Here is a 1,265-nt window from a genome sequence, read left to right as displayed (position 1 = left end):
ATTGGGAGACCATACGGAGGAGCCATTAAGAAATCTCTTACTTGCATTTCTGGTGCTTCATCAATTGCAACAATATACTTTTCTTCTAATTCTTTAGAAAACGCAATAATTGCCTTCTTCTTATTTATTGTTTGTGTGTTAATAAATTCAAACTGACCTTTTGAATTTACATTCACTTTTTTATCTAATATGTAATGTAATTCTTCTTTTTGCCCTTCTCCAAAATACAAACGACTAGTTCCCATTGATATGGCAGCACGGAATGACTTTAATGTACTGTCATTCGCACCTAGTACTGCAAATTGGATTTGATGGTGACGATTTACTGCCATTGCAAAACAAAAAGCTGTATGTGAGGCAGCGGCTGTATCCAATTGCAACATTGCTGGTGTTTGTTCTTGATCAAATGTATTTTGTTGAATCATTTCCTTCATCATAAAGTTCCCTCCTAAAATAAAAAACGCATCATAATTGATACGTTTCATGTCCTACTCATTTAATTTGTTGTTTAAAAATCTATAAACTGCTTCCATTCTGGTAATGATTGCTCAGCTGCATGTAGCATATCACCTGCACCTTGAAACAGTGAGAATTGTTCTAGTACTACCAAATGTGTACCTGCACTAAATTGAGATGCACATAAGCAAATGACTGTTAGAACAATAACAATGCGAAACATTCGATTACTAAATTCCCATACGATAAATAATGCTCCTATTCCTAATAGTACAGACATAGCCTTCTTCCTTTCCTAGACAAGTTCTTTGACAACACCAGTTGGTGTTGCGGTGATAAATTTGGCGCGGCGTTTTTGTAAAACAACTTCTTTCGTTGTTTTTTCAAGTGGCTCAAATGAAGTTTCATAATACACATTCTCGGATCCACGGACCGCATGGAGTGTATCACCTTCACCAAGCAAACCATCTGCCACACCCGTTATCAGCAATAGTCCTAATTGTCCAGAAGCAATTGGCATCTTTGCTCTCTCTGCAGCTGTTTTCTCGCCTTGTAGTGAGTAACCATTCCCTCTATTTAAACGCTTTTTGAACGTCGAGATACCTTCCGATTTCCCCACTCCTTCATAAGCACTTTTATAATCCACTCTTGATGTGAAAATGAGTTTTTTCTGATGATGCACTTCAGGTATAATCCAACTTTTACGATTCACCATTTGCGCTAATGTATTCACATTTTTTTTGACGAAAATAAGATCAGACATATTTTCACAAAAATTAGCGAACCGATCGTTAAAGTATGTATCATTT

Annotated in this window: 1 protein-coding gene and 2 pseudogenes; all 3 read right to left on the bottom strand. The window is 36.4% G+C overall.

Annotation, left to right across the window (positions count from 1 at the left end; translation table 11 throughout):
* Positions 1-437, bottom strand: a pseudogene (locus CO726_RS30920) (hypothetical protein); the annotation flags it as partial.
* 71 nt (positions 438-508) lie between these two features.
* Positions 509-736, bottom strand: coding sequence for a hypothetical protein (locus tag CO726_RS30915; protein ID WP_099686824.1), 228 nt, complete (start codon positions 734-736; stop codon positions 509-511).
* 15 nt (positions 737-751) lie between these two features.
* Positions 752-1,265, bottom strand: a pseudogene (locus CO726_RS30910) (DUF6094 domain-containing protein); the annotation flags it as partial.

The sequence above is a fragment of the Bacillus fungorum genome, from assembly GCF_002746455.1.
GTDB classification, from domain to species: Bacteria; Bacillota; Bacilli; order Bacillales; family Bacillaceae_G; genus Bacillus_A; species Bacillus_A fungorum.
The sequence above is the reverse complement of the archived record's forward strand: the minus strand, read 5'-3'. Positions and strand labels throughout refer to the sequence as shown.

What these genes read in the sequence shown, in the direction of transcription:
- CO726_RS30915 (WP_099686824.1), bottom strand. Translation starts at nt 736, where the DNA reads ATGTCTGTACTATTAGGAATAGGAGCATTATTTATCGTATGGGAATTT.